Here is a 22,370-nt window from a genome sequence, read left to right as displayed (position 1 = left end):
ACTTCGCACCCCACACGCTACCGTGAAGGCATGAAGGCATTCGGGTGGATTCTACTGGCTCTCGGCGTGCTGCTGGCCGCCGGGCTGCTGGGGCCGGTGATCGGCCTGGCTCTCGCCGTCCTGGCCCTACCCATCGCCCTGATCGCGGGGGCGGCGGTGCTGCCGGTGGTGCTGGTGCTGGGGGCGCTGGTGCTGATGCTGGGGATACTGGGCTCGCTGGTGGGCGGGCTGCTGGCGGTGCTGGGCTTCGCGCTCAAGTACGCCCTGCCCATCCTGTTGGTGGCCTTCGGCCTGTGGCTGATCGTCCAGAGCCGCAGACCCTCGAGGGCTTAAAACCGCAGCCGCAAGCGGACGAAGGCGTACCAGGCCCCGTCAGCCCCCACCTCGCCCTGAGCGCTCAGGCCCTCGAGCAGGGGATAAAACACCCCCAGGTACGGCCCCTGCCCCAAGCTGGGACTGCCTGAGAGGGGCGCGTCGAGGTAAAAGCTGTAGCCCCCGTACAGCGTGGCCGGTTGGAAGCCGTAAAAGTCAAACTCGAGGTAGCTGGAGAGGTAGGGCCCCGGCGGTACGAGGTAGAACCGGGCCTCGAGGTTGGAGATCAGCTCCCAGTCCTCATCCAGCAGCCAGCCCAGGTCCACCCCGGCGTAAGGGGCGATGTCGAAGCCGAAGGCGTATCCGGGCAATGACAGGCTCAGATCGGCCCGCGCCCCCGCGTAAGCGCCGAGTTGCAGCGCCGGATCGTCCAGCAGCCTCCGGGCATACTCGAGATAGGGGCTGAGGCCCAAACCCACCACAGCTCCGCGGTCCTCGGGCCTGCCCCTGCCCCTCCCCTCCCCCGGCACCCCAGGTCCTGGACCGCCGGAGCCCTGGACAGAAGCCACATTGGCGTAACCCCGCAACCCCACCGTCAGCTCCGGTTGCAACTCGAGGCTGTAAGTTCCCTGCAGGGCGATTTCCCAGTCTTCCAGCAATGGGCGGTTCTCCAGGCGCAGCGCCAGGGAAAACCCCTGGGCCAAAGCCGGGGGCAAGGCGAAAACAGCCCATAGCACCAGCAGAAGCTTCTTCACGGCTGGCTCTCCTTGCGGGACCATAACACGCAAGCGACCGGACGGGCAACGCCGAAATCCCCGCACGTCCGAAGATACGCGCGGGGTGGGGGGCTGGGTTTCAATTTCAGCGGGCTACCGGGCGACGGCGCTCGCGGCTCTCGGAAGGACGGGAGCCGCGGGGCCTCTCCTCGCGCTGGCCCGCACCCGCCTCGGCAGGTATGTCGTGCGCACGGCTGAGGTGGAACTCGGTGAGTTTCGACTGGATGGCCTCGAGTTCGTCACTCTGTAAATCGAGGTAGGCGGCACTCTCGGTGAGCAGAATGCGCCCGATGCGCCCGGCACCGGCCTTCTTGAGCACGGCCACCACACGGGGGACCGACAGGCGCCCCCCGGTCAGCTTGACCGTGACCAGCCCCTCTTCCCCGGTGATCAGGCTCCTGGGCGCGGGCGCACCACCCAAAAGCAGCGCCAGCATCCCGGCCACCGCCTCGAGTTCCCCCTCCGCCACCAGCCGGGCAGCGTACTCACGCCACAGGGCCCGGTCGGCGGCAGGCTGACCGCTCAGGCGGTGCAGCAAGCCCTTCCACTTGGCCTCCATCACCTCCTCGGGCGTGGGAGGGTTGATGCGGCGGAACCGGCGGCCCACCTCGCGCTCGAGTTGCTCCAGCTCCCGGCGCTCGCGGGGCCCGTAGAGGGCGATCACCCTTCCCGAACGCCCGGCCCGGCCCGTGCGGCCCGAGCGGTGCTGGTAGGACTCGGTCTGCTCGGGCAGGCGGTAGTGCACCACCAGGTCCACCTCGGGGATATCCAGGCCGCGCGCGGCCACATCGGTCGCCACCAGTATGGTGTCCTGCCCGCTGCGGAAGCGACCCATCACCAGCTCGCGCTCGCGCTGGCTCATGTCGCCGTGGATGGCCGCCGCCGCCAGGGCACGCCCCTGCAGACCTAGTGCCACCTCGTCGGCCTCGGCCTTGGTGCGGGTGAAGACGATCGAACGCTCGGGGGCATAGGCGTAGAGCAGGTCGGCCAGGGTGGAGAGGCGGGTCTGGAGGGGAGCCTGAAGGGCCAGCTCCTCGTAGCTCACCCGCTCGTCCTTGATCACGTTGACGTGAACGAAGTTCTTCAGGTAGCGATCGGCCAGGCGCTTAGCCCAGGCGGGCACGGTGGCCGAGAAGAGCAGGGTCTGGCGCTCCTCGGGGGTGTGCTGCAAGAGCTTCTCCACGTCCTCCTCGAAGCCCATCGAGAGCATCTCGTCGGCCTCGTCCAGCACGGCGATCTCGACTTTGGACAGGTCAAGGATGCCCTGCTCGAGGTAATCAATAGCCCGGCCCGGTGTGGCCACCACCACGTCGCAGCCGCGCTTGAGGGCTTCGGCCTGCTTGCCGTAGCCGGTGCCGCCGTAGACGCTCACCACCACCAGATCGCTCGCCACCCACTCCAGCTCCTTCGCCACCTGCAGGGCCAGCTCGCGGGTGGGGGTGAGCACGAAGGCCCGCGGCGAGCGGCCCCGCTCGCGCGAGGGCTCGAGGCGGTTGGCAATGGGCAGGGCGAAAGCCAGCGTCTTGCCAGTGCCGGTGCGGGCCTGTCCCAGGATGTCGCGGCCCTCGAGGGCCAGCGGCAAGGCCGCCGCCTGGATGGGGGTGGGGGTGGAAAAACCTTTGGCTTGCAGCGCGGCAAGCACCTCAGCCTTGAGGGGGAAAGCAGAAAACTCCATCTGTACCTAATCCTTTCCGGGCTCTCTACCGCACACACCCGGAAAGTTTTTCTCAACCATCGAGGGGAAATGCAGCTATCGAGCCTCTGGCCTTTGGGGCCAACCCTAGCAGTATGGGGGCAACCGCAGGCCCAGGTCAAGGGTAGAGGGCCAAACAGCTCAGCCAGAGGGCATTCCCCACCCCTGCGCCGGTGGCAAGGTTGACGGCCTCGAGGCTTGTCGCTAAACTATGGGGCGCGCGGTAAGCACGAGGCTGCCGCGTAAAAGGAAATCGGGGTGTAGCGCAGCCTGGTAGCGCACACGCTTGGGGTGCGTGTGGTCGTGGGTTCAAATCCCGCCACCCCGACCAATATGGGAGGAATGCTGAGCAAAACGGCATTCCTCCCTTTTCTCTCAAGGCTACCCCTGCCTCTAAAGCGGTTCATCCCCGCGCCCGTGCATGCGGGGTACATGCTGGCTGTCACTACGCTCACGCCAATTTGGCACTTGAGCCCCTTGAACGAAGCCTACCCACAGGGCCTCAGCCTACGAAGGGCTTACCCCGGATGCCGCGCAGCTCGGGCAGGTTGTGTTGCAAGCTGATGGTGCGATGAGTCCAGAACCCCGGCAGCCAGTCGCGCATCAGGGCCTCGACGGTGATCGAGGTCCCGTACTCATCCACAACCGTGTCGTTGCTGGCTTGCACCACGACCACGCCGGGGCGCACCTGTCGGAGTTGCAGCGGGACGCGGCGCTTGGGTTGGCTATTACGAGAGCTGCGGAAGTGCAACGAAAACCCCCTCGAGTGCCTTGCGGCGTTCCCCGAGGGGATGTCTATCTCAGACTAGAGCACAGCCTGCACTAACTGGTCGCGCCAGGCAGGGTCCGCTTCTTGTAGCAGCCAATCACGAGCGCCGGGAGCGTCGCCACCTGCGGCCACAGCTTCGCGGTTGATCCGACGGTACTCGGTTAGCGTCCATCGACCCGAGGCCTTGAGCTGCTCAACCTCTGCGGCAAGCTGGCGCATCCGGACCCAATCGATTTTGGTCAGCGTAGCAGCCATGTCAGTCCCCCGTGCCGATCATCCGGCGGATCTCCCTGATCAGATTATACCCCAGGGGGTCTTTCACCTGCAGTTCATCCCGCAAGTAGACGTACGCGCAGTGCGTCTCGCAGAAGTACTCCTTCCAGTTCACGCTCGCCCGACCCGAAACATAATTAGCCTGGTTCCAAGCCTTCCGGATTTTGTCCTCGAGCGCGGACCCCATCTGCCGCCCCAACACGGTCAAGATGTGATGGCCGGTCTCGTGGACTAGGGAGATCTGTGCCGCGGCGTTGGGGTTGTCCGCAATTGCGGAGACGGTGTTAAGTTCACCCCAGGCCGGTTGCTGGCCAATGTCAGGGCGCTCGAGGCTGAGCCGAATGCTCGCGTCAGCCGGGTTATAGACCCCGTGGAACGGACCGGACTCGTCATAGAGACTCTGCACGACCCGGATTTCCCCGAGGGGATTGTCCTTCAGCCAGTTGAGTAGTCCGGCCCGGCTCAGGCCGCGCAGGATCGTTCTGTGGTTGGCTTCTGAGGTGGCTCTCCACCGGCTGAAATGCACTCCCGCTTTGGGGCGCTCATACTCAAGCTGCCCGGTCAGCTGTTCCTGCTCTACCATGACTCCGATGATCGTACACCGACAGTTCACCACCTCCCCCGCCGGCGCACCCAGGCTGCGGTCACCGGGGTACATCAGCCTCGAGCCCGCCGGGGTGACGAAGGGCTGTTCTAAGGGCACCGTCACCCCCTCCATACGGCGGTGGTCGAAGCAATGGCCCTTACTGGCGGTGCGCACCCTCGAGTCCCGCGCCGCCAGCCAGCGCTTGTGGGTATAGCCTGCGGCCTTGAGCGCCTCAAACTGAGCCCGGTTGGCCCCCGAGTTGTACAGCGTGCGCACCAGGCGCTCAGCCGAGAAATAAGTCGCGCCGTACTCCTGCTGCAATGTGATGGCCAGCCCATCCCCGCGTGCGCGGGGAACACGCAGTGGGGCTCCGGCTCCCTCGCCGCAGGAACCGGTTCATCCCCGCGTGCGCGGGGAACACCCTGGTGGGAGCGCAACTGGCCGCCGCTGCACTTTAACTGCCGCTCGGGGGTGCGGGCCCTGACCGAGCTCGAGGCTGAGCAGCGGGGGATTGCTGAGCGCCTGCCCGAGGAGCCGCCCAGGGAGGGATTCGGGTTGAGCCCTGACGCCAGTGAATGGGGCCGGGCTTATGCTCGTGGGGTTACCGCGCAAACCCTACCCGACCAGTGGGAGCCGGCTTTCCTCGGATCACCTCCTAACTGGCGGAGCTATGGCCGTCCAGAGCGCCTACCTGCTCACCCCGCTCCCGCGCCATTGCTCCCTACGGTTAAGGAAGCTGGGGAGAAGTTTAGAAAGGCCCTTGAAACCGCTTGGGGGGGGCTGCCGCTATATGTGCAGGATCCTACCGGGATGACGGTTATCCTGGATGACGCGTTTTTGCGCCACATCAAGCCTGACGGACGAGAGCGCTTCCTCTCCTGGCTTCCCGATTTGGTGAGTGATCCAGAAGAGGTTTGGCTTGTCCCGATGCGCAAAGTAAATGGGCGAACAGTGGCTTTCAGGCTACGCTATGTCAAGCTTTACCAAGATGAACGACAGCGCAACGTACTGTTTGTGGGGGAGTTCCAGAAGGGTGTATTGGTAGGAGGGTACACGTTTGTTGAAACACGCGACCAAAAATATTTCAACCGCCAACGGCAGGGCTTCTTGCGCTTTAAATAGCTGGCAGCCGCCTCCCGGAAGGCGCTGCGTCCTGCACCGAGGTATTGGGAACCCGGGCCCACCTTGGTGGGTTTCAAGATGAGTATACCATGCCCCCTTGGACTCTGCTCCGCTTTGTGCTAACATAACGCTAATCTAGCCAAACTGCACCTCCACTCCGGTGGGGGTTTTTCGTTTGGGATGGAGAACACATGCGCCAACCCCACAAGCTGACCCTCGAGCTTCCCCAGGGCCCTCCTGGGGAGTTTCGCATCTTTCCCTTCGGGTCGATAGAGACCACCAAGGGCCTCTTCCTCTTCAACCCGGAAGCCGGCCAACGGGTGATGGCGGCCTGGCAGGAGTACGGCAACCGCCTTTCGATTGACTATGAACATCAGGCCCTGGACCCGGTGGCCAACGGCCCGGTGCCGGCGGCGGGCTGGTTCGACCTCGAGCTGCGCGAGGACGGGCTGTGGGCGGTGCGGGTGGAGTGGACCCAGCGGGCCCGGGAACTGCTGCAAGCCAGGGAATATCGCTACTTCAGCCCGGCCTTTTACGCCAATGAGGAAGGCTGGATTGTCGAACTGATCAATCTGGCCCTGACCAACATCCCGGCCACCAAGCGCATGGAGGTTCATCCCCGCGTGCGCGGGGAACACCTCGAAGTAGTTCCAGCGGTCATCCCGCTTGTCGGTTCATCCCCGCGTGCGCGGGGAACACGAAGACCGGGTTGAACGTGGCGAAGAACAACACGGTTCATCCCCGCGTGCGCGGGGAACACGTAGCTGTCGAAACGAACTGTCAGATCGCGGGGGGTTCATCCCCGCGTGCGCGGGGAACACATCCTCCAGGAAGCCCGGCAAGGGCAGCAATCCGGTTCATCCCCGCGTGCGCGGGGAACACACCACGCAGCCCACCGCCCCCGCTTGTCTCCCCGGTTCATCCCCGCGTGCGCGGGGAACACGAAGGCGGGAGCGGTGCCGCTCCCGCCCGCTGTGGTTCATCCCCGCGTGCGCGGGGAACACGCCGCGCCGAGTTCGGCCTGAGCGCCCGCCTGGCGGTTCATCCCCGCGTGCGCGGGGAACACTTCCAGACCCCAACCATCCACACCCGCGCCGCCGGTTCATCCCCGCGTGCGCGGGGAACACGCGTACCCGGGCCAGGTCGAGTTCGCTGCCGTCGGTTCATCCCCGCGTGCGCGGGGAACACTCGGTGCGCCCCATGTACATGCTGCCGCCCCGCGGTTCATCCCCGCGTGCGCGGGGAACACGGCGAGGCCACCACCGCCCGCTTGGCTTGCGCCGGTTCATCCCCGCGTGCGCGGGGAACACTGGGGGGCTCCCCCGCCCCGGCACCGCCCAGGCGGTTCATCCCCGCGTGCGCGGGGAACACTGTCGGACAGAATGGCCGTCAAAGCCTCTTCCGGTTCATCCCCGCGTGCGCGGGGAACACCCCGCCGCTCGGGTCGCCGCCGCCGTGCCTGTCGGTTCATCCCCGCGTGCGCGGGGAACACTCCCCCGCGGGGTCCTGCAGCTTTTCGGCGACGGTTCATCCCCGCGTGCGCGGGGAACACCGCTCGAGCGCCGACCGGCGGCCAACAGCGACGGTTCATCCCCGCGTGCGCGGGGAACACGCTCGGCTACAAGCCGGTGCTGCAGCCGGAGGAGGTTCATCCCCGCGTGCGCGGGGAACACGCGCTGCTGCTCGAGGACGGTGGCTACCTGCTCGGTTCATCCCCGCGTGCGCGGGGAACACGTGAAGCACCCGACTCCAGTGCACGCGCAGGCGGTTCATCCCCGCGTGCGCGGGGAACACAGTCGAGCCCCATGCCACTCTGGCCGCGGTACGGTTCATCCCCGCGTGCGCGGGGAACACAGCGGCTCGAATGATAACGGCCTGTGGGCACGCGGTTCATCCCCGCGTGCGCGGGGAACACGGGATAAGGGGCCGCCCCCGCCCGGCCCGCACCGGTTCATCCCCGCGTGCGCGGGGAACACAGGCCCCGGAGGCCAGTAGATCGGAGGGCAGCGGTTCATCCCCGCGTGCGCGGGGAACACGGGGGTGCCGCTGTTGCCCGCCGCCGCCTGGGTCGGTTCATCCCCGCGTGCGCGGGGAACACGCTCGGGGGCAGGGTTTGAGGCCAGCCCGTGCCCGGTTCATCCCCGCGTGCGCGGGGAACACGAACGCTCTGGGGGAGGTTGTTCTTCGCGAACGGTTCATCCCCGCGTGCGCGGGGAACACCTCGCAGCATTGCCCCGCCCCGCATGGTGATCGGTTCATCCCCGCGTGCGCGGGGAACACACCAGGCTCGAGACCACGTACACCGCCCCCTCGGTTCATCCCCGCGTGCGCGGGGAACACGACTCTGGGATAATCCGTGAGGTACAGTCCCCCGGTTCATCCCCGCGTGCGCGGGGAACACGAGAAGGTTGCGGGGATGCTACGCCCGGAGGGCGGTTCATCCCCGCGTGCGCGGGGAACACTGCAGGCCCCCGATGCCTTGGTGGCCGGTAGCCGGTTCATCCCCGCGTGCGCGGGGAACACGCTGCTCGAGCTGGAGGCCCCACTAGTTCGACGGTTCATCCCCGCGTGCGCGGGGAACACTGGCTGCGACAATATTTCGAGAGCATCCACATCGGTTCATCCCCGCGTGCGCGGGGAACACTCGAGGATATTGATCAGCAATTCCCCAAAAGCCGGTTCATCCCCGCGTGCGCGGGGAACACAAGTGGTCACCCCCCCCCACCCGCCGCCCGGACGGTTCATCCCCGCGTGCGCGGGGAACACCATTGGTTCTCCCTCCTTTTGTGGCTCGCACACGGTTCATCCCCGCGTGCGCGGGGAACACTTATTCCCGAATTAAGGGGAATGCGACCAGCCCGGTTCATCCCCGCGTGCGCGGGGAACACACTTGATTCTAACGGCAAAACTAGCCGACTGACCCCTCGGAAGTGTCTGAATCCCGAGTCCGATTGTCAAGATTCTCCTCTGGCGGTTTATCCCCACGGGTGCGGGAAGCGCGCTTTTTGTGCAAGCGCTCCCATTCGGCGTTCTGAACGGCCACCAGAGTCAAGCCGTCCAGGTCTACGAGGGTGCGGGTGGTGTCGCCGTGGGTGCGGATGGCAAAACCCTGCTCGTTGTTGGTGCGGTAGAGCTGGCAGCAGCGACCGGCGGTCTTCTTGGCGATGCACTTTTCCCACAGGAGATCGCGCACGATGGCCGAAACGCTCCCCACGAATACGCCGGTGCTCACCTCGAGCATCCAGCGCGAAAGCTCACCCCTTAGGGTCTTGGGCACCTTCTCCAGGACGATCACTACCATAGGCTACCCCTCCGGGAACCGGGCCCTCGGGATCCCACAGTTCGCCCGGAGCCGCAGGGTCGGCGGCGTAGGGGTCGGGGACGTCGATGGCGTCGAAAAGGCTGTGCAGGTCGGAGACGATGCGCTCGAGCAGTCGCACCTCGCGCAACCGCTCGCGCAAGGCATGGCGCACCCTGCGCTCGACCCCCACCTCAGATTCCGCGACCACCTTGAAAGCCACGGGGACGAGGGTTTCGGCCTTGTAGACATCGGCTACGTCGTAGACGAAGGAGAGTTGCTTGCCGGTGTGGATGAACCCGAGGGCCGGGCTGTACCCCGCCGAGACGATGGCGGCGTGGGCAATTCCGTACAGACAGGCGGCCCCCGCCGAGAGGGCACGGTTGATGGGGTCGGCTGCGGCCCAGTTTCCCCGGTTGTAGTTGCGGCCCTTCCACTCCACACCGGTCTCGCGGCTCCAGCGGGCGTAGGTCTCGCGCACCCGCACCCCCTCGAGGCCCCGGATCTGCTCGAGGGAGAGTTCGGGCGAGAGGGGCTCGGGAAAGCGCAGTCGGTAGAGCCGCTTGACCACCTCGAGGTGGGCCTGGGGGTCGGCCCAGGCCTGGGCCTGGCGCATCAGGTTGGCGCTGGAGCGGGTCTCCCCCATCCCGCTGGCGTAGAAACGCACCATCTCCTCACCCACCCAGAACACCGAGCAGCCGTTGTTGGCGAGTTGCCGCATGGCCGCGTGGGTGACGACGGTCCCAGGACCCAGCAGCAGCACCCCCAAAGCGGCGGCGGGGATCATCACCGCCCCGTCGGGGCCGTAGTAGGCCACAGCCTGGTCTTGCTGCTCGATGCGGCCATGCTCGAGGTAGATGTACGAAAGCCCGTCGCGGAACTTGGGCAGCTCCTGGAGGTTGCGGGTCTCGTAGGGTCCATCCCCACGCTTGCGGGGAATATGCTCGATACTATCAGCAAATTCAGCCACGTTCACCCCCTGGCGACGGACAAGAGGCCGAAACCAAGAGCTTTTGCGTGGCCCAGGCCGCCGGTGAGGGTGTTTTTGAAAGCCTCGAGGTCGGTGATCCTGAGGTGGCCCTCGTAGAGTACGGACTGAAGCACGATGGGGCTACCTCCGGTGTGCTTGAACATCCTCACCCGCTCGCTCTGGGCGACCATCGCACCCAGCACGGCGAAGCCGCCCTTCCTGCCCTGGCGCGAGAGCCACTCGAGCTGCGCTTCGACGTCCTTGAGGCCGTGGCGCTTGCGCTTTTCGGGGTTGTGGGGGTCCTTGCGGGTGACGGTGGGATTGGCCCGCAGACGGAAACGCAGCACTTGGCCGGGCTGGAGGTGCTCGAGGGGAATCGGCTTGGACTCTGGCCTTTGGGCGAAGTAGCCGGGGAAACGCTGCGTCAGTTTTTCCCAGTTCGGCATTTCAACGCTCTGTACCAACACCGTCGGGATTTTTCCCTCTTCGGCCCGCCATAGAAAGCGCGGTGGGGTTTGGTTGGCTTCGGCAAAAGCGTGACAGAGGGTGGCGTGGAGTTCGTAGGGGTTGGCGAGGTCGGTGCGGGCTTGCTTGTGGCGGGGGTCAAGCTGGAGCCGGCTTAGGTACACGCTCCACCTCCACAAAATCCGGAATCACGAAGCGGGCCCCAAAGCGGCGCTCGGCAAATGAGCCCAGCGGCTGATCCATGCGCAGTGAGCCTTCGCTCGAGTCCCGGTTCTCCAGCATCACGGGCAGTCTGGCCGACTCGAGGCCATTTTCGTCTTTGGGCCACTCGCGCCCGAGGAATTCGTACTTCAAAGCTTCTCGCAAAGGCTCATCCCGCAAGCCATCGGGCAAGAACACGCCAGGGCTCGGCACGTAGCCTTTTCTTCCGAGGAAGAGCGGCCAGACCGGATTTTTGAGCGCCCGGTGAGCGCGCTCGAGCAGCCCCCAATCCTCTCCTTCTAGCCCCACGAGGAAGACCGCATCGGCCAAGTAGTAGCGCCTCGAGACGGTGGTGGGGTGCACCTTGGACTCATCGGCGGCGATTACGTTCTGGGCGGTCTGGTAGTCGTAACGCAGCACTCCCGGCTGATCCACCCGCACACCCATGAGCAAATCGGCCAGTTGCAGCACCGTCTCTCGCTCCTCACGGTCTACGCCCATCGCGGCGCACAGCAGGCCGATCACCCCGCTTTTGGAGGGCAGAAGATCGGTGTCCCGCTCATCGAAGCGGCTCCGGGTGCCCCAGGACTGCATGGGGCCGGCCAGTCGCAAGAGCAGCGTGGGCATTCAAACCCCCATCTGCTGGCGCACGGCCTCGAGGGTTTTTTCAATCAGCTCCCGGAGGCTCTCCACCGGCTCGCCCACGCGCTTGTTCTCGTCTTTATCGTTGCGGCGAAAATCGGCCTCGTCTATCTCTGGGGCGTTGAGGCGGAAGGTCTTACCGGCCTCGCCGTAAGCGACCTCGAGCCAGCGCCACTTTTGCTCGAACTTCACCGCCGAAGCCTCGGTAAGGCGCAACCCCTGGCTGGGGCGCACCGGCTTCTCGAAGGCATTGGCCAGGTTGCGCGGGTCGGCATCCTGACGCACCGTGAAAACGACGTACTCAGGGTCGTTGTGGGCGGCAAAAGAGTTCTGCTTGCCGCTGGGCTTGGCCTTGACGATGGCCCTGAGGAAAGCCTCGAGGCCCTTCAACATCAGTTCGCTGTCGCCTCCGAGGTTCGTCCTGAGCTTCTCGAGGTCTATGGCCGCGTAGCGATAGAAGCAGGCCGAGTTGAACTCCACCGTCCCGAGCATGTCCGCCCCCGAGTTGTCGTCGGGTTTGAGGTCGTCTACGGCGGTGTAGAAGTCGAATTCGCGTTCCACGACATTGGTAGAGATGGCATGGGCCACCTGACAGGCCGCGTCCTGGTTCTTCTCGGGCAAATCGGCCAACATGCGGCCAAAGAGCGCGACATCGAGGGCCTTACCCCCATCCAGCACGCTGCCCAAGGCTTTTTTGATCTCGTCAGGGACGGCTTCCCTGGCAGCTTTCTTAGCGTCCTTGGCTTTCTTTTTGCCCCCCTCTTCCTCGGCTTGGGCTGCCACCAGGCCGTCCCAGTGCCGGTCAATGAGGTCGGCAATTTTGGCCACCTCTTGCTTGCCCAAAAACAACAGGTACTGGGTTTTGCCCTCTGCATCTACCTTCAGGCCCATCCCACCCAGGGCTTGCTCTACCTTCTGCCGAGCCTCCTCCTCACCCCGGCCCTTGGCCTTAAGTTGTTCTACCAATGCTTGCACCAGTCGCTTGGTGCGCAAAGCCATCGCCTCATGAGGCAGGCCGTTGGGGTGATCGCGTACGTATTCCCGCGCGGCCCGCTTGAGACACTGGCTGCTGATGCGTCCACGCCGGTAACCGCCAAAGAAGGCGTCTTTGGGGCTGCCGGTGTCGTCGCGGTTGAGGTTGGAGGGGGCGAAGTTTTGCAGGATGTGAATCTCGAGAAGATGCTTCATATGGCTCCTACTTTTGAAGGTTCTGAATCTGTAGCCGTACAACCTTCCAGCCGAGACCCTGTCTTTCCATCACAATGCCTTCATTAGGGTTATCCTTGTGATGAAGAAGAACTTGGGACAAACCTTGTCGCTTGAGCCGCCAGTCCCTGACCGCCTCGAGGTTGCCATATTGGGGGTCTTCACCGGTGCCAATGCTGGCCAGACCCTGGGGGGTGATCAGCGCGTTGACCAATGGCTCCACCAATGAAGCTGCAAACAGAAGCCCTAACGCACCATACCCGGACTCGTCTTGTTTGGCTTGCTCCATCAAGGTGCGGTTAAGGTCGGCTTTGAGACTCTCTCGCACGCGGGGGAAGTCCACGTAGCGCTCGAGGCGCGAGGGGTCGTTGCTCTGGATGGCCCGCTGGATGCCCACAAACGTCAGGTACGGCGAAAACCAGGCGTAGGCCACCAGCAGCAGCAATCCGGCCAATAAAGCAAAGGGCAGCTTCCTGGCGTGCCAAGGGCTCGAGGACAGCTTTTCTTGGGGTTTGGTTTCGTTGCTCATTCTTCGCCTCCTTCTTTGCTCACAGTGCGGTAAAAAGCCCGGGCCCACTTTTGTTGCACGGGCTTACCCTCGTAATTCCAGGCCAAAAGGTCGCGCAAAAGCTCCGACCAGTAGATCTGAATGCCATCTTCGCTCTTGAGCAGTTGCATCATCTGGCGCAGCCGGTAGGGTAGTTGCTCCTCGTCGGCATCGAGCAAGGTGACGAAGCGCTGCTCGATGCTTTTGGGCTGGTCACGGGCCAGGTAAAGCTGGGCGATGGCGTGGCCCAGCGTGCGGCGGTAGCCCGCCTCCACCTGGTGCACAGCCGCAGGCTGTCCCGACAGGGGATTGTCCACCGGCTTCTCCTCGGCTTGGGTCGGCTCCGGCTCCTCCTCAGTCTGCTGGCGGAAATGCTCCAGCTCCGATGAAGACACCGTAGTGGCCCACAGCCCCGCCACCAGGTAGTAGACCAGCCGCTCCCAACGGTCTTCGCGTTCATCCTGGATGCGCGCCAAGAACCTCTCGACCACCGGGATCACTTCCTGGCCCGGATCGCCCAGAGCGCGGCGCATCCGCGCCAGATCGGCGGGTTCGCTGCGACGGCGCAGGTGCCGCACGAAAGCCTGTTCTCTGCTAATTTCCTTTTGCACCCGCTTCCTCCTTCCCTTTGCCGTAGACGTGGGCCAGCAGGATGCCTTCGCTCTTGTGGATGGCCCGCAGGGCCCTGGCATCGTCCCCGGCAGCCAAAACCGTGAACCTCCATGCCCGCAGGGCTTCCCGCCGGAGGGTCTCGAGCCAGGCTTTCTCGAGGCGGGACTGGTGCTGCTCGAAATCCAACCCCAGTTGCTCAATCCAAGCGGCGAATTGGGTCTCGAGCGCCGACCAGTAAGCGACTTGGTGAGGAAAACTCTGGACCAGCTTGCTCACGTCGTCTTTATGGGGCTGCCGATCTCCCAGGGTCAGGAGCTGCGTAGCCAGGGCTCGAGCCGCCCCATTCAAGGCCCTTCCCATTTCTTCGGCTTTTTCCAGGTTCTCCTCCACAAAGCGCCAGAGGTCCTTATCGCTCAGGATGGCCTCGGGCAGACGGTAGACCTCGCCCCGCCATAGCTCAATCTTGGCCTGGTCGTTGGCCTGGCCCGCGACCATTACCGGAATGCCCCGTCCTTTAAACCGAGTCCCCAGCGCCCTGTAGACGTTGCGGGCGTGATCCACCACCCCCAGGCTGTGCGCGGAACCTGGCCTGGGCAGCAGCGAGGCGAAGTCCCGCCACAACGCCCGGCCCTCGCTGAAGCCGAGTTGGCGTGGCGGCTTGGAAGGGTCTTTGGGGTCCGGGCGGAAGGCCACCATCGGGTCGGGGCGTATGGCGGCTTCCTCGTAGCGAATCCCCGAGGCGTAGGCGATCCAGCGCACCACCGTCTGGTGAACAGGCGCGTGAGCGCTCTGTCCCAACAGGGGATCGTCCGTCTGGCCGTCTTTCTCTTCGGGCTCGAGGCGCACCGCGCGCGAGAACCAGGTGTAGCGGTGGACAATGCCCTTGGCAGTGGCCCTGGCGGCCTCGCAATTTTCCAGGTCGGATACCCGCAGCGGCTCCTGCTCCCAGGTGGCCAAATCGCGTTTGTACTCGCCTTCGGAGTAGCTAACCAGGTTCAAACACAGCGTCTGGTGCAAATTCTCGCCCAGCACGATGACCAGCGCCGCCGTTGCCACGGGCGCAGTGGCGGTGTGGCAGAGCACGCTCTTGCCTGCAGAAAGGGCAAAGGTCTGGTTGGCGACCAGCAAGCGCGCGGCCTCGGCGGGGTGCAGGGGGCGGGGCCTGGAGGTGACGGTGTGGTCGAAGAGAACCTTGTTGTTGTCGGAGTTGAGTTCGGGGGCCAGCACCGTCCAGGAGCGACTGGAGCGCTCGAGGGTAAAGTCGGGTACCTGGTAGAAGGGTTTCTCGGGGTGAAAGAGGTCGAAGCGGTCGTGGTGTCTGGCCAGGTAGTCGCGTATCTTGTCGTTATCGAAGCCGTCTTTGAACCACTTTGCTGCCACATAGGCATCTGCCGGGCCTTGCAGCGCTCGGTGCAGTACGGCCAGCAGCAAGCGGTGCAGCGCCATGGTCACGAGCGGGCTGGGGTCTTCGATGCGGGTGAAGCCTCTGGCCTCGAGCAGGGCTTGCTCGAGGCTGACAAGCTTCAACTTGTTTCCCTGTCGCACGGGAATCCAGGGCTGGGTTATCAGGTTGAACGTGAACAAGGTTTACCTCCTGTAAACCACCCCAAGCTCGGAGTGAAGCTCGAGCTCGAGTTCCCCCAGCACGGCGCAGCCCCCCTCGAGCACCACCGGATGGGCGTGGGCCAGCAGTGGGGTTTCGCTCCAGACCTTGGCCGCCAGGCCCTGGCTCTCGCGGTGGGCCTTGAGGGCCTCGAAGTCGTTTCGCGTAAGCTCATGTCGGCTCAGCTTGACCGAGCGGGCGAACAGCCGCTTGGCCTCGGCTAGCTCGAGCTTGGCGGCCAGGCTGACCGGTTGTTGCCCGTCTGGATCCAAGCAGAGCCTTCCTTCTACCTTGTGCAGCAGCACCACCGTGGCGCTGGGCCGACCCTTACGGGTTTTGGGCGGACTGGGGTCGTCGTCGGGGTTGGGTTCGTCGTCGGGGAGTTTGCGCGGGTCGGGGGCCTCGAGCCAGTCGGTCTCGCAGGGGTCGCCAAAGGCTGCGTAAAACGCCTCGTCCTGGGCTTGAGAATCTCGTTTGTCCATGCGGGCCTGGGCCTGCTCGAGGGCCGTCTTCCACTCCACCGAAAGCCCCTGGGGCGGCGGCTCGCTGTAGACCTCCTGCACCAGGCGGTCAATATCGCACGGAAGGTCAATCTGGGTGCGGCTGTGCAGCGCGAGCCAGCTCCGCAGCAGAATGTAGCGCTCGTAGATTCGCTCGGTAGAATCGAAATCCGGCACGCCCCCCTCCTCCAGGCCCGCCACCCACAGCACCGGCTTGGTATGGCCGCGCCGTTCCTCTGGGCTGCGGGCGTGACGGTGGAGCCGCCCGGCGCGTTGCAACACCAAGTCCACCGGGGCCAGGTCGGTAAACATCACGTCGAAGTCGAGGTCAAGAGATTGCTCGACCACCTGCGTGGCCACCAGGATGGCCTTATGGGGGCGCACGCCCTCCTTGCCGAACTTGGCGAGGACGGTTTGCTCGCGCTGGAGGCGCTCCTCGAGGGGGTAGCGGGCATGGAACAGGTGAACCTCGACCCCATCCGGGTTGCTCACCAGTGCCCGGTACAAGTCCTGCGCCCGCTGCACGGTGTTGACGATGCAGGCCACGCAGCCGCCCGAACGGGCCTGCTCGAGGGCCTTTTCTTTGATGTCCTCGAGGTCGAGCCTGGCTCGCTTCAGGGTCAGGGTGGGTTGAGGCCGGGCTGCAAAAGTCTCTGTGGTCGCCCTGGGATTGCCCTTGATCACCCGCGTAATGCGGGGATAAGGCTCCTCTTCCCACTCCTCTGCCCCAAAAGCCCTGAGCAGGCTTTCCCGCTTGGCCTTGGGCAGCGTCGCGCTCATCAGCACGACCGAGGAGTCCAAGGCCTTCAGCCAGCGCACCAGCGACTCGATGAGGCCGCTGGTGTAGGTGTCGTAGGCGTGAACCTCGTCCAGCACCACCACCCGGTTGCCCAGACCCCACAGCCGCACGAAGTGGTGCTTGGTGGGCAGGATGCTCAAGAGTGCCTGATCCACCGTGCCCACCGCGTACTCCGAAAGGAGCCCGCGCTTGCGGTGGGAGAACCAGACCTGCGCCCCTACCCCTTCCTCCCCCTCGCTGGGCGCGTTGGGCCGCACCACGATGTTCTGGTAGGCATCCACCAGCTCGCTGGCCCCGTGTAGCAGTTGGAGGTCGAGCTTGCGGGAAGCCCCGTAACGGCCCAGGAAGGCTTTGGCCCGCTCGAACATCAGGTTGCCGGTGGCCTGGGTGGGCAAAGCGATGTACATCCCCCGGTGCCCGTTGGCCGCTTGCAGGCGCAGATGGGCATAGAGCGCGGCCTCGGTCTTGCCCTCGCCCATTGGAGCCTCGACCAGGAAGAGGGCGGGTTTATCCACCCCCTCCAGCAAGCCCTCGAGCACGGTTTGCAGCGGGCGGGCTTTGAAGGGCTGGTTGGGTTTGCCCAGGTAGGCAAACACCGCTTCGAGGCTTTGCGGCTCGGGCATTAGGCTTTCCCGCTCGAACCAGCCCACGCTATCGAGCTTTTGCGCCGCCCGCGCTTTAGCGTTCCGGTAATACTCGGCCAGGTCGTTGCCAAGTGGGTGGAAGTCGAGGCTCGAGCCGATCCAGTCGGCGAAGCTGGTCAGGCCCGCCAGGCGCTCGAAGGCCGCGCCCCCGTAGATACAGACCTGGGGTGCCTCCCCTACCTCGAGCACCTCGAGCACCGCCTCGAACAGCTCGCGTCGCACCTCGTCCCAAACGCCCTTACCCCTCTCTTTGGAGACCACATCATCAAGGTTCTTTTGGCTGGCTCTGAAACCGTGGTGCTCGCCTACCGCAGCCGCAACGTTTTGGGCGGCCCTGGGAGTCCAGCCTTTTCCCTCGAGGAGTTCGGGCAGTACTGCCTCACTAATCACGCTGTGGGAAACGTCATCGGGCGGCGGCGTGGGGTCGCTCGACCAGGTTAGCCCTGTGGCCCAGACCCGTTCCTTGCCCTCAGGCCACTTCTGCTGGAAGGCCGGGCTGGCCTTGCCGATGTCGTGCAGCCCCGCCAGAGCGCATATCCAGGCTTTGGCTTGCTGGGGCTCGAGCTTCAGGTCTCGGGCGTACAGCTCGAGGGTCTTCGGGGGCTCACGCTCGAGAATCACCTCGGCGCTGGCCGCTACGTCGAGCAAATGAGCGATGAGCGGATGCCAGGAGCCCTCATCCTTCTCCCGGTCGCTTTTCGCCCACAAAGCCCTTGCAGCCTCCGAAAGCCTCATGGCCTCACCTTCCCGCCCCACTGCGACAAATCCCGTCCTCCATCGCCATAGGCCTCTCCTGCGTACTCGCCCAGCACCTGCCGGGCCTCCTCGAGCCACCGCCGCCGGAGGTTTTCCGGCTCCAGCACCTCCACCCTGGGCCCCCAGCTCTGCACCCAGGAGAGCAGCTCGAGGGGAAAGCTGTGGTTATCGGTGCCGACGGTGAAGCGCGCCTCGAGGCCCCCCTCCGGCAAGTCCAGCAACTCCATGTCGGGGTAGCCCCCTTCCCGCAGGCGGTAGGCCGCCTCCTTCTTGAACCTCAAGCGCACCTCGACCGGCTCCCCCCCGCTGCTGCCCACGACCCCCCAGGCGTTGGAGAGGTACGAGCGCGGATCGAAATCGGCGGGGATGGTATAGGCCCTCTCCTCCCCGATCGGGCGGATGCGGCTCATGCGGTTGAGCTTGTAGGTGCGCAGGCTGCGGTGGTAGCCCCGCTCGTAGCCGATGACGTAGACCCCCAAGTTGAGGCGGGATACCTCGATGAAGTAGACCTCGACCTCGTTACGCCGGGCCTGCCCCGAGCCGCCGGGCTTGTGGTAGTAGAACTCCAGGACCTGCTGGCGGAACCAAGCCTCGGCCACCTTGCCCAGCGCATCGCCCTCGTCGAGCCGGTGGGAGAGGCGGCGCTTGAGGTCTTCGGTGCTCTTGATCGCCACGCTCTGGGCGGGCTCGGGCATCCGCCGAGCGAGCTTGAGGAGGGCCTCGAGGTAGAGCGCGTTGTGCCCCGGAGCGTGGTGGTAGAGCATACGCAGCGCGCTGTGCGTGACCAGCGCCTCCACCGGGCTGAGCTCTTCGGAGGTCAGGAGCCGGTAGCGCGGAGGCCGGCTTCGATCGTCCAGCGGCACCGCTCCCAGGTCGGCGATGTAGCGCTGGGCGGTGCGGAGGTGCACCTCGAGGGCCTCCGCCAATTCCTGCGCGGTGTAGGGCCTCGCCAGCAGCCACCGCCGGGCCTCGCCAAGACGCCGGGCTTTCTCGTGGGTGGCGGGTTCGTGTCGCGTGGTTTTGCCCATGACTGCTCGATCTCCAAGGTTTGCACCGGAGTATAGCGACAGCCCACCCAGCAAATGTCCATTTAGCTCATAGGCATCATGTCATTAGCAAGTTATTTGCGCTCAGTAGACTAAAAGAGAGCCCTCGAGTTCCTGACGCCGCTCCTGGACCCAGTTGCTGTAGATGCCCTCCAGGAAGACCTTCCTGGCCCGAACGTGGGGGTCGTCCATGTCGTAGACCCAGTGGGCCTCGGGGTCGAGGCGCAGCGAGCCGCCCTCGCTGCGGATGCTCTGGGGCCAGCCCAGCGCCCGGCGCAGCTTGGCGACGTTTTCCCACAGCGATTTGTAGGCCTTGCGGCGGCCCTCGGAGGTGGCCGGGACATCGGGGTAAAGGGCGTTGAGCAGGGCATCCATGCTCTGTTCCCCCTCGCCCTCGAGCAAAAACGCCAGCAGCTCCGCCGGGCGCCCGGTCGGCTTGAGGGGGATGGGACGCCCGTTGACCTTCACCCGCAGCAGTCCCGCCGCCCAGACCTCGACCCTGGCCTGGGTCCTGGGCTCGAGCGCCGGCCCGGATGGGGCGAGGAGGGCGAAGAGTTCGGGAAAACACAAAGCCTCTTCCAGGCTCCACAGGTTGGGCAGCTTGAAGCCCTCCAGCTTCACGGGATTGCCCCGGCGCCGCTCCAACTCCGCCCGCACCACCGCCAGCAGGAAGCGCCCCCGCTCCTTGAGGTGCGTCGCCCTCTCAGCGGCCTCCCTGGCCCCCTCCTCGTCGCCCAGCAGCAGGTGCGCGGCGGCGATGTCCGCGTGGAGCCACCCGGAGGACGAAGCCCCGAGCTCGAGGGCTTGCTGAAAGTACCCCAGCGCCTCCGCCGTCCGACCGGAAAGCCTCAGGGTATGGCCAAGGCCCCACAGGGCCTGCTGGCGGTCGTCGGCTTCCTCGGCCACCCGCAGGGCTTCGCTGTAGCAGGCGATGGCCCTGGGCCACTCGCCCAGGATGCGCCGGGCAGCCCCCAGCCCGCACAGCGCCCTGGCCCGGATGGGGCGGGCGGCAGGCTTGCGGCTGAGCCGCTCGGCCTCGAGCAGGTGCCCCTCGGCCTCGGCGGGTGCGTCCAGCGCGCTGATGCCCAGGTTGTAGTGCGCCCAGGCCAGGTAATAGGGGTCGTTGCGCAGGTAGGCCAGCGCCTCCGACCAGCGGGCGCGGGCGGCAGGCACCCGGCCCGCCGCGTAGAGGTAGCTCCCCTCGTCGATCAGGCAACGCCCCAGGACTTCGTGGGTGAGGTGCTCCTTGGCCCGCGCGAAAGCCTCCTCCCAGCCCGGCAAGCCCAGCTTGGCCCCCACCTCCGCCCGGCTGCGCCAGTAGAGCCCCTTGTCGCTCAGCGCCCCTTCATCCAGGGCCTCGAGTCCCTCCAGCGCCTCCTTCGTCCGATCCAACCGCGAAAGCGCCCAGGCGCGGTAGAGCCCCATCATGGGAGTGGCGACCCCGGTCTCTTGGCAGAAGGCCAAGAGCGCTTCCGGCTCCCGCACACGGCACAGGGCATGGGCGTAGAGCTCGGCGGCCTGGGCGTCGGTGTGGAACCAACCCCTGGGTATCGAGGGGAACAGCGCCGACAAAAGCTGGCGCTGGGCCTCGAGGGTGCGGGCTTGGGCAAAAGCCCTCGCGAGGGTTCTGGTGGCGAGGTCCAGACGCCCGGTATGCACCAACTGCCGCAGGGTGGCCTCGAGGTCGCTCAAGGATGCTTTCATGCCGCGTGAGGAATTGTACCCAAATCGAAGGACAATCCCCGCTCAAAGCGGGGATTGCGTGCGCCCGATCCCTCACCCTCCCGTGCCCGTCTTGACGTCGTCACCATCCACCACCGCAGGCTGCGTGGACACATGCGCCCCGCCCTGCGGCTGCACCAGCGCGAGCAGTGCCAGGATGAGGCCGAGCGCCACGAGCCACTTGCCCAAACCGCCCTTCGTGTGGAGTGCATGGGGTTTTCCCATGGCCCACAGGGTGCGGCGGGAATGCGACAAATCCTGTCGCGATGCGGGCGAACTGGGAGCCTCGAGCGACTATGCCCCGCAGGCGGCTCTAGGCCCTACCACCCCCATCAGCGACGGGCTAGACGCCCATCAACTCGGCCTGGGCCAGGACGTGCCCCTGCATGGCCCGCAGCACCTGCTCCTTGGTGGCCCCGGCGGGCAATTGCAGCAGGGTGTCCAGGGCGTAGAGCCGGAAGAAGTAGCGGTGCGTGCCGGAGGGGGGGCACGGGCCACCATAGCCCAGCCTGCCCCAGCTGTTGCGGCCCTGGACGCCCTGCACGGCCTTCTCGGCCAGCTGGTGGGTCTGGGCCGGAAGGTTGAACAGCACCCAGTGCACCCAGGTGCCGGCGGGCGCATCCGGGTCGTCCATGATGAGGGCAAAGCTCTGGGTGCCTCTGGGGGCGTCGCTCCACGCCAGCGGTGGAGAGATGTCCAGCCCGTCACAGGTGTATTTGGCCGGTATCGGCTTCCCCTGAGCAAAGGCGCTGCTGCTTAAGGCAAAGGCCATCGTTCACCTCCCGTCATCTATCACCAGCACCGCCGCCCCCTGAACCCGACCGCTCCTCAGCCGCTCCAGGGCTAAGTTGGCCTGCTCGAGGGGGAAAACCTGCACCTGGGTTCGTACCCCGGCGCGGGGGGCGATGGCGAGCAATTCCTCGCCATCCCGCCGGGTGAGGTTGGCGACCGAGCGCACCACGCGCTCTTCCCACAGCAGGCGGTAGGGAAAGGAGGGGATGTCGCTCATGTGAATCCCCCCGCACACCACCACCCCGCCCCTGGCGGTGGCCTCGAGCGCAGCCGGCACCAGCGAGCCGAGGGGAGCGAAGATGATGGCCGCATCGAGGAGCTCGGGCGGCTTAGAGGCCGAATCGCCCGCCCAGACCGCGCCCAACCGTCGGGCGAAGTCCTGGGCCTCGACGTCCCCCGCGCGGGTAAAGGCGTAGACCCGCTTCCCCTGATGCACCGCGATCTGGGCGATGATGTGGGCCGCCGCGCCAAAACCGTACAGGCCCAGCCGCTCCACCCCCTCCCCGGCCAGCCGGTAGGCCCGGTACCCGATCAGCCCCGCGCACAGCAGCGGCGCGGCCTGGGCATCGGTATACCCCTCGGGCAGCGAGAAGCAGTAGCGCGCGTCGGCCACGGCGTACTCGGCATAGCCCCCGTCGAGGGTGTAGCCGGTGAACTCAGCCCGCTCGCAGAGGTTCTCGCGGCCCTCGAGGCAGTAACGGCACCGGCCACAGGTCCAGCCCAGCCAGGGCACCCCCACCCGCTCCCCCGCCTCAAAGCGCTCGACCCCCGGAGCGCTCTCGACCACCCTCCCGACGATCTGGTGGCCCAGGATGAGCGGGAGCTTGGGTTCTTTCAGCTCACCGTCGAGGATGTGCAGATCGGTGCGACATACCCCGCAGGCCTCGACACGGATGAGCACCTGCCCGGCCTGGGGCCTGGGCACTTCGACCTGCTCCAGCCGCAGCGGCAGCCCTGGCTTCTCGAGCACCATCGCCCGCATGGTTCGTGGCAGCTTCGGGCTCATCCCCCTCGTCCTCCGAAAGCCGGGTTGGCG

At 65.7% G+C, this 22,370-nt stretch carries 21 protein-coding genes, 1 tRNA gene, 1 pseudogene and 1 CRISPR repeat array; of the genes and pseudogenes, 4 read left to right on the top strand and 19 right to left on the bottom strand.

The annotated features are described in order from the left end of the window. Window positions 1-30 precede the first annotated feature (30 nt). A complete protein-coding gene (locus Mrose_RS01805) occupies window positions 31-333 on the top strand; it encodes a hypothetical protein (protein ID WP_119275716.1) in 303 nt (100 codons plus the stop codon). Here the strand turns inward: Mrose_RS01805 and Mrose_RS01800 are convergent. Beyond that, on the bottom strand, window positions 330-1,067 hold the full coding sequence (locus Mrose_RS01800; protein WP_119275715.1) for a hypothetical protein: 738 nt from the start codon (window positions 1,065-1,067) through the stop codon (window positions 330-332). The two genes, Mrose_RS01805 and Mrose_RS01800, sit on opposite strands and share 4 nt — an antisense overlap. Before the next feature lie 106 nt (window positions 1,068-1,173). Then, window positions 1,174-2,763 carry a DEAD/DEAH box helicase gene (locus Mrose_RS01795; protein ID WP_119275714.1) on the bottom strand — a complete coding sequence of 530 codons (1,590 nt, stop codon included), beginning with the start codon at window positions 2,761-2,763 and terminating at the stop codon, window positions 1,174-1,176. A gap of 272 nt (window positions 2,764-3,035) precedes the next feature. On the opposite strand from Mrose_RS01795, the gene Mrose_RS01790 reads away from it, so the two are divergent. After that, window positions 3,036-3,112 (top strand) — tRNA-Pro (locus Mrose_RS01790). A gap of 171 nt (window positions 3,113-3,283) precedes the next feature. Here Mrose_RS01790 and Mrose_RS01785 read toward each other — a convergent pair. Genes Mrose_RS01785 through Mrose_RS01775 form a run of 3 tightly spaced genes read right to left on the bottom strand, consistent with a single transcriptional unit; the run spans window position 3,284 to window position 4,730 of the window. After that, window positions 3,284-3,532: a hypothetical protein gene (locus Mrose_RS01785; protein WP_147371547.1), complete on the bottom strand. Its 249-nt coding sequence runs from the start codon at window positions 3,530-3,532 to the stop codon at window positions 3,284-3,286. 54 nt (window positions 3,533-3,586) lie between these two features. Further along, window positions 3,587-3,805 carry a hypothetical protein gene (locus tag Mrose_RS01780; RefSeq protein ID WP_119275712.1) on the bottom strand — a complete coding sequence of 73 codons (219 nt, stop codon included), beginning with the start codon at window positions 3,803-3,805 and terminating at the stop codon, window positions 3,587-3,589. A gap of 1 nt (window position 3,806) precedes the next feature. Further along, window positions 3,807-4,730, bottom strand: coding sequence for a structural protein (locus Mrose_RS01775; RefSeq protein WP_119275711.1), 924 nt, complete (start codon window positions 4,728-4,730; stop codon window positions 3,807-3,809). Here Mrose_RS01775 and Mrose_RS19290 point away from each other — a divergent pair. Continuing rightward, window positions 4,614-5,531, top strand: coding sequence for a PBECR2 nuclease fold domain-containing protein (locus tag Mrose_RS19290; protein WP_245969439.1), 918 nt, complete (start codon window positions 4,614-4,616; stop codon window positions 5,529-5,531). The two genes, Mrose_RS01775 and Mrose_RS19290, sit on opposite strands and share 117 nt — an antisense overlap. A gap of 191 nt (window positions 5,532-5,722) precedes the next feature. Then, window positions 5,723-6,082: pseudogene (locus tag Mrose_RS19750) on the top strand (phage protease); the annotation flags it as partial. A gap of 57 nt (window positions 6,083-6,139) precedes the next feature. After that, window positions 6,140-8,419: a CRISPR direct-repeat array (repeat unit 29 nt; unit sequence CGGTTCATCCCCGCGTGCGCGGGGAACAC). A 20-nt stretch (window positions 8,420-8,439) separates the two neighbouring features. Here the strand turns inward: Mrose_RS19750 and cas2e are convergent. The 14 genes from cas2e to Mrose_RS01700 all read right to left on the bottom strand — a co-directional run bounded on the left by cas2e (window position 8,440) and on the right by Mrose_RS01700 (window position 22,340). After that, window positions 8,440-8,832, bottom strand: coding sequence for a type I-E CRISPR-associated endoribonuclease Cas2e (gene cas2e / locus Mrose_RS01760; protein ID WP_119275709.1), 393 nt, complete (start codon window positions 8,830-8,832; stop codon window positions 8,440-8,442). After that, window positions 8,786-9,769 (bottom strand): type I-E CRISPR-associated endonuclease Cas1e, encoded by a 984-nt coding sequence (cas1e, locus tag Mrose_RS01755; protein ID WP_119275741.1) that lies wholly within the window; start codon window positions 9,767-9,769, stop codon window positions 8,786-8,788. The genes cas2e and cas1e overlap by 47 nt, the downstream gene beginning before the upstream one ends. A 32-nt stretch (window positions 9,770-9,801) precedes the next feature. After that, on the bottom strand, window positions 9,802-10,428 hold the full coding sequence (gene cas6e / locus Mrose_RS01750; RefSeq protein WP_119275740.1) for a type I-E CRISPR-associated protein Cas6/Cse3/CasE: 627 nt from the start codon (window positions 10,426-10,428) through the stop codon (window positions 9,802-9,804). Further along, complete coding sequence (gene cas5e / locus Mrose_RS01745) at window positions 10,403-11,092, bottom strand: type I-E CRISPR-associated protein Cas5/CasD (RefSeq protein WP_119275708.1); 690 nt, start codon at window positions 11,090-11,092, stop codon at window positions 10,403-10,405. The genes cas6e and cas5e overlap by 26 nt, the downstream gene beginning before the upstream one ends. After that, window positions 11,093-12,295: a type I-E CRISPR-associated protein Cas7/Cse4/CasC gene (gene cas7e, locus Mrose_RS01740; RefSeq protein WP_119275707.1), complete on the bottom strand. Its 1,203-nt coding sequence runs from the start codon at window positions 12,293-12,295 to the stop codon at window positions 11,093-11,095. Window positions 12,296-12,302: 7 nt separating this feature from the next. Continuing rightward, the gene (locus Mrose_RS01735) at window positions 12,303-12,842 is read right to left on the bottom strand and encodes a DUF2939 domain-containing protein (RefSeq protein WP_119275706.1); all 540 of its coding nucleotides are present in this window, start codon (window positions 12,840-12,842) and stop codon (window positions 12,303-12,305) included. Then, window positions 12,839-13,471 (bottom strand): type I-E CRISPR-associated protein Cse2/CasB, encoded by a 633-nt coding sequence (gene casB / locus Mrose_RS01730; RefSeq protein ID WP_119275705.1) that lies wholly within the window; start codon window positions 13,469-13,471, stop codon window positions 12,839-12,841. The genes Mrose_RS01735 and casB overlap by 4 nt, the downstream gene beginning before the upstream one ends. Beyond that, window positions 13,455-15,056: a type I-E CRISPR-associated protein Cse1/CasA gene (casA, locus tag Mrose_RS01725; RefSeq protein WP_119275704.1), complete on the bottom strand. Its 1,602-nt coding sequence runs from the start codon at window positions 15,054-15,056 to the stop codon at window positions 13,455-13,457. The genes casB and casA overlap by 17 nt, the downstream gene beginning before the upstream one ends. Window positions 15,057-15,059: 3 nt before the next feature. Further along, window positions 15,060-17,753, bottom strand: coding sequence for a CRISPR-associated helicase Cas3' (cas3, locus tag Mrose_RS01720; RefSeq protein WP_119275703.1), 2,694 nt, complete (start codon window positions 17,751-17,753; stop codon window positions 15,060-15,062). Then, window positions 17,750-18,802 (bottom strand): helix-turn-helix transcriptional regulator, encoded by a 1,053-nt coding sequence (locus tag Mrose_RS01715; RefSeq protein ID WP_245969432.1) that lies wholly within the window; start codon window positions 18,800-18,802, stop codon window positions 17,750-17,752. The genes cas3 and Mrose_RS01715 overlap by 4 nt, the downstream gene beginning before the upstream one ends. Before the next feature lie 102 nt (window positions 18,803-18,904). After that, entirely contained in the window at window positions 18,905-20,524 is a 1,620-nt protein-coding gene (locus Mrose_RS01710; protein ID WP_119275702.1) for a tetratricopeptide repeat protein, read from the bottom strand. A gap of 72 nt (window positions 20,525-20,596) precedes the next feature. Then, window positions 20,597-20,731: a hypothetical protein gene (locus Mrose_RS19600; protein WP_275052649.1), complete on the bottom strand. Its 135-nt coding sequence runs from the start codon at window positions 20,729-20,731 to the stop codon at window positions 20,597-20,599. Between the two features lie 154 nt (window positions 20,732-20,885). Beyond that, on the bottom strand, window positions 20,886-21,314 hold the full coding sequence (locus Mrose_RS01705; protein ID WP_119275701.1) for a YbhB/YbcL family Raf kinase inhibitor-like protein: 429 nt from the start codon (window positions 21,312-21,314) through the stop codon (window positions 20,886-20,888). Window positions 21,315-21,317: 3 nt separating this feature from the next. Further along, a complete protein-coding gene (locus Mrose_RS01700) occupies window positions 21,318-22,340 on the bottom strand; it encodes a zinc-dependent alcohol dehydrogenase family protein (protein WP_245969430.1) in 1,023 nt (340 codons plus the stop codon). Between the last annotated feature and the right edge of the window lie 30 nt (window positions 22,341-22,370).

This window comes from Calidithermus roseus (assembly GCF_003574095.1).
In the GTDB taxonomy this organism is placed as follows: Bacteria; Deinococcota; Deinococci; order Deinococcales; family Thermaceae; genus Calidithermus; species Calidithermus roseus.
The sequence above is the reverse complement of the archived record's forward strand: the minus strand, read 5'-3'. Positions and strand labels throughout refer to the sequence as shown.

What these genes read in the sequence shown, in the direction of transcription:
- Mrose_RS01705 (WP_119275701.1), bottom strand. Translation starts at nt 21,314, where the DNA reads ATGGCCTTTGCCTTAAGCAGCAGCGCCTTTGCTCAGGGGAAGCCGATA.
- Mrose_RS01715 (WP_245969432.1), bottom strand. Translation starts at nt 18,802, where the DNA reads ATGGGCAAAACCACGCGACACGAACCCGCCACCCACGAGAAAGCCCGG.
- Mrose_RS01780 (WP_119275712.1), bottom strand. Translation starts at nt 3,805, where the DNA reads ATGGCTGCTACGCTGACCAAAATCGATTGGGTCCGGATGCGCCAGCTT.
- Mrose_RS01735 (WP_119275706.1), bottom strand. Translation starts at nt 12,842, where the DNA reads ATGAGCAACGAAACCAAACCCCAAGAAAAGCTGTCCTCGAGCCCTTGG.
- Mrose_RS01795 (WP_119275714.1), bottom strand. Translation starts at nt 2,763, where the DNA reads ATGGAGTTTTCTGCTTTCCCCCTCAAGGCTGAGGTGCTTGCCGCGCTG.
- cas2e (WP_119275709.1), bottom strand. Translation starts at nt 8,832, where the DNA reads ATGGTAGTGATCGTCCTGGAGAAGGTGCCCAAGACCCTAAGGGGTGAG.
- cas3 (WP_119275703.1), bottom strand. Translation starts at nt 17,753, where the DNA reads ATGAGGCTTTCGGAGGCTGCAAGGGCTTTGTGGGCGAAAAGCGACCGG.
- Mrose_RS01700 (WP_245969430.1), bottom strand. Translation starts at nt 22,340, where the DNA reads ATGAGCCCGAAGCTGCCACGAACCATGCGGGCGATGGTGCTCGAGAAG.
- cas7e (WP_119275707.1), bottom strand. Translation starts at nt 12,295, where the DNA reads ATGAAGCATCTTCTCGAGATTCACATCCTGCAAAACTTCGCCCCCTCC.
- Mrose_RS01710 (WP_119275702.1), bottom strand. Translation starts at nt 20,524, where the DNA reads ATGAAAGCATCCTTGAGCGACCTCGAGGCCACCCTGCGGCAGTTGGTG.
- Mrose_RS01805 (WP_119275716.1), top strand. Translation starts at nt 31, where the DNA reads ATGAAGGCATTCGGGTGGATTCTACTGGCTCTCGGCGTGCTGCTGGCC.
- cas5e (WP_119275708.1), bottom strand. Translation starts at nt 11,092, where the DNA reads ATGCCCACGCTGCTCTTGCGACTGGCCGGCCCCATGCAGTCCTGGGGC.